This is a genomic window from Promicromonospora sp. NPDC057138 (assembly GCF_042670845.1).
Taxonomy (GTDB): domain Bacteria; phylum Actinomycetota; class Actinomycetes; order Actinomycetales; family Cellulomonadaceae; genus Promicromonospora.
Window position 1 is genome coordinate 1 of record NZ_JBHUUX010000131.1, and the last position, 3,403, is coordinate 3,403.

Below are 3,403 nucleotides of genomic sequence, written 5' to 3' on the forward strand. Positions count from 1 at the left end.
CCCGCTCTACCTCGCGCACCCGGGCACCGCGAGGTAGAGCGGGTGTCCGGACAGGCGCTCTACTTCGGCGAACGGGGTCAGGCCAGCGCGTCCTTGAGCTTTGTCTTGGGGTCCAGAGCGCGGGTCAGGTCTACCTCTAGCGGCACGCTGCGGTTCATCAGTTTGCGCACCTGGCCGACCTCGCGCGGGGAGTCGACGAGCAGCACGGCCCGGACGGTCGCCACGCGGTGGCCGTCCGGGGTGCGGCGGGGGTGCCGGTCCAGCGCGTTCTCCAGGTAGAGCGCGGCCCAGCCGCCACCCGCGGTCGGCCTGCCCGCCACAGCGCCGCCCGTCGCGCCCGGCCCGCCCGTCGCACTCGGCCTGCCCGTCGCACCCGGCCCGCCCGCTGCGCTCTGCCCGCCCGCTGCGCTCTGCCCGCCCGCCACACCCGGCGCACCGCGCAGCACCACCTCGTCGAACGGGGACGGCACGCCGAACAGCGCCAGGTCGTGCCCGAGCTGCTGCGAGAAGACGTACGGTGCGTGCGCCGCGACCGGTTCGAGCCCGAGCCGGGCGCGCACGTGCTCCGGCTCCGCAGCGCGCTCGTCGAGGCCGAGCAGGGCCCGCACGGTGGCGTCGGGGTCGTGCAGGGCTGCCGACCAGTGCCCGCCCGGGACCGGCCCGAACACCGGGTGCTCGCGCGTCGCGATGTCGCCGACCGCCCAGACGCGGCGCAGGGCGTCCAGGTGCAGCCTGCCCGCCGGGTCCGTGGGGGAGTGCAGCCCCATGAACCGGCCCGCGCGGTTGACCCGCAGCCCGCCGTTCGACTCCAGCGGCAGCGAACCGGCGAGCCAGCCCGACGCCGGGCGCGCACCCACCGCGGCCAGCACCAGGTCGGCCTCCAGCACCCGCCCGTCGGCGAGCGTCACGCGCGCGCCGTCCTGCGCGTCCTCGCGCGTCCCGGGCAGCACCTGGTCGACGGCGACGCCCGTGACCAGGGTGACCCCGGCGTCGTCGTACCAGGGGGCGAGCAGGCCGCCGACCTTCCGGCCGAGCTGCCGCTCCAGCGGCACCGGACCCGCCTCAACGACCGTGACGCGCGCGCCAGCGCCCGCCGCGACCCCCGCGACCTCCGCCCCGATCCAGCCGGCGCCCACCACGACGAGGCGCGTCCCGAGCACGAGGGCGGCCCGCAGCCGCTCGGCGTCGGTGGCGGTGTGCAGCGTGACGGCGGCGTCCCAGCCCGCGGGGCGGATGGGCGCGCTGCCGCAGGCCAGCACGACGGCGTCCGCCACGACGTCGTCGCCCGACGACGTCCGCACCACCGCCCGCTCCCGGTCCACCTCGAGGCGGACGGCCGGGTCGGCGAGCCGGAGGTCGTCGGCGAGAGCGGTCAGGTCGATGCCGAGATCGTCGGCGAGCCAGACCGGCTCGGTGCGCTTGAGCAGCTCCTTGGACAGCGGCGGACGGTCGTAGGGCGGCAGACCCTCCGCGCCGAGCACCGTCAGGTGGCCCTCGAAACCGTGCTTGCGCAAGGCCGCCGCCGTTTGTGCCCCCGCCAGACCCGCACCCACGATGACGACGCTGCTGGGACTCTGTGCTGAAGGCGAGGGCATGGATCTCACGGTAGCTCGCAGGCCGCCAACCTGGGAACGGACCATGATTCAGGTTGCAAGCAGGTCACGGGTCTGCAGAATCGCGACGTTTCGGTTGTACCCTCGTGGCGTGGATCTCAGTGAGACGCGGACCGCCTCCGGCGCACGGGGTGGCGCCACGACGCTCCTCGAGCCGGCCCCGGCCGGAACGGCTACGCTCGAACGCACCGGACAGGCGGGACTGGCTACGGCCCCGACCAGCCAGACGACCAGCCAGGAGCTCGACCGCAGTGAGCCGCTCAGCGGCGAGGCCTCCGACATGACCCTCCCCGAGCTGCAGCGCAGCAACCTCGCGATCTGGCTCGTTCTCGTGGGCGTGGCTATCTCGGTCGCGCTCGGGATGGTCGCCGGCGCCCGCGCCGGGGCGATCGGGATCGGCGTGGTCCTCGTGGTGTGCGCGATCTTCCGCGCGGTGCTCGACAACCCGGTGGGGCTCGTCATCCGCACGCGGACCGTCGACATCGTGCTGTACGGCGCGACGGCGGTGCTGATCGGCATCCTTGCCGTAGCGACGCCCAGCATCTGACGCCCGGCATCTGACGCCCAGCATCCGACGTCCGGCGGGCGTGCCCGCCCGGCGGGTCAGCGCTCCGCGCCGCCGAGGGACCCCGTCACCGGCTGCTCCGACTCGACCACGCACAGGATGCGGCGGTCGCCCTCGGCCCAGCTCTCCTCTGACGGCGCGATCGGCCAGTACAGCAGCTCCGACTTGGCCCACCGCATGCCTACGAACTTCGCGAACTGCGGGTAGCAGTACGCGTCCGCGGCGTCCCACAGCGCCTGCTGGGTAGGCGTCGAGCGGTTCCCGGCGAGGCTGTCGGGCGCCGTCGTCTCGGCATAGATCTCGCCGCCGTGCGCGGTGGTGCAGGGCACCACGGGAATCCGGTACAGGGTGGTCTGGCCCGACGTCGCGTTCGTGTCGATGCAGTCGCCCACCTGCAGGTCGGGAATCTCCGCCCCGGCCGTGGCCGTCGTGTCCGGCGGGGCCTGCTCGTCGGCAGGCTCCGGGTCGCCGGTCTCGGGCAGCGGTCCGGGGGTGGAGCCGTCCGCCGGGGGCTCGCTGTACAGGTCGGACGGCAGGTCGGGGATCGCCGTGGCATACAGGTCGTCCGTCGGCGCGGGAGACGACGTCGGGGCGGCGAGCGGGGCGCCGTCGTCGGGCAGCGTGATGCCCAGCGGGCCAGCCAGGGCCGGCGGGACGAACGACTTGGCCGCCGCGACGAAACCCGCGGGGAGCGACGACGCGTACGTGGGCGCGGCCGCGATGCCGATCGCCAGGCCGACGATGCCCAGCACGCCCAGTGTCACCGCGCCCAGGGCGAAGTCGAGGGTGTGCACCGAGGCCTTCTTCGCGCGGCGGGCGTTCCCGGTGCCGTTGGCCTCGGCGGTGCGCATGGACTGCACGAGTGCGGGGATCGCGAGCGGCCAGAAGAGCAGGAACGCGGCGACCACCCAGCCGACCCGAGTCGGGTACGGCAGGCCGGACTCGTCCTCGGCGGCGTCATGCTCGTGAGCGGCCTGGGGAGCGTCTCCCGCAGGAGCCTCGCCGTCCTCAGCAGCCGGTTCCGGCGACGCTGCGGCCTCCACGGCGTCGTCCGGGTTCGCCGTCTCCGGATCCGTCAGGTCCGGTTCCGTCGCGTCCCCGGGCGTCTGCTTCGTATCGGCCATGGTGCGCGATCGTAGCGTCGTCGACCACGGCCCCGGAAGCAGAGCTCCCCGGACCGGACGAGTCATCGGCAGAACGTCAGGTGGTCGGTAGTTCGGACTAC

Annotated in this window: 3 protein-coding genes; 1 reads left to right on the forward strand and 2 read right to left on the reverse strand. The window is 74.3% G+C overall.

Annotated features, from left to right (window positions below):
- Positions 1–77 precede the first annotated feature (77 nt).
- On the reverse strand, positions 78–1,595 hold the full coding sequence (locus ACFT2C_RS28970) for an NAD(P)/FAD-dependent oxidoreductase (RefSeq protein WP_377210561.1): 1,518 nt from the start codon (positions 1,593–1,595) through the stop codon (positions 78–80).
- Positions 1,596–1,704: 109 nt separating this feature from the next.
- Here ACFT2C_RS28970 and ACFT2C_RS28975 point away from each other — a divergent pair, with 109 nt between their 5' ends.
- A complete protein-coding gene (locus ACFT2C_RS28975; RefSeq protein WP_377210562.1) occupies positions 1,705–2,160 on the forward strand; it encodes a DUF3017 domain-containing protein in 456 nt (151 codons plus the stop codon).
- Between the two features lie 56 nt (positions 2,161–2,216).
- Here the strand turns inward: ACFT2C_RS28975 and ACFT2C_RS28980 are convergent, their stop codons facing one another.
- Positions 2,217–3,302, reverse strand: coding sequence for a septum formation family protein (locus ACFT2C_RS28980; protein WP_377210563.1), 1,086 nt, complete (start codon positions 3,300–3,302; stop codon positions 2,217–2,219).
- Between the last annotated feature and the right edge of the window lie 101 nt (positions 3,303–3,403).

Excerpts from the sequence above, each read along its gene's own strand:
- ACFT2C_RS28970 (WP_377210561.1), bottom strand. The coding sequence starts at position 1,595 with ATGCCCTCGCCTTCAGCACAGAGTCCCAGCAGCGTCGTCATCGTGGGT.
- ACFT2C_RS28980 (WP_377210563.1), bottom strand. The coding sequence starts at position 3,302 with ATGGCCGATACGAAGCAGACGCCCGGGGACGCGACGGAACCGGACCTG.